The sequence below is a fragment of the Shewanella sp. 10N.261.52.F9 genome (assembly GCF_041471165.1).
In the GTDB taxonomy this organism is placed as follows: domain Bacteria; phylum Pseudomonadota; class Gammaproteobacteria; order Enterobacterales; family Shewanellaceae; genus Shewanella; species Shewanella marinintestina.
Window position 1 is genome coordinate 1 of sequence record NZ_JBFRNX010000076.1, and the last position, 260, is coordinate 260.

Sequence of the window (260 nt, forward strand, 5' to 3'; positions counted from 1 at the left end):
ACGCTGGCAATGTCCCAAGGCGAGAGTAAAACCTTTGATATCTCGTCATCGGTCAGTGGTGATGCTGACTGGACATTAACCTCTGTGGTTGATAGCTCTGGGCTTGTTGATGTTACCAATCTCACGTCGCCGTTTTTTACCCTTGAAGCGCTTGATGGTGGGGTTGCTGAGTTAACTTATACGGTGGGTAGTGATGATGGACAAACCGCATCAGACCGTATTTTGGTTGCGATTAATGTGACGGATAATGTGCCGCCTAC

Annotated in this window: 1 protein-coding gene; it reads left to right on the top strand. The window is 48.1% G+C overall.

Going from position 1 to position 260, the window contains the following annotated elements; all coding sequences use genetic code 11:
• A partial coding sequence (locus AB4298_RS21355; protein ID WP_371988345.1) for a hypothetical protein occupies window positions 1–260 on the top strand: 260 nt, incomplete at both ends.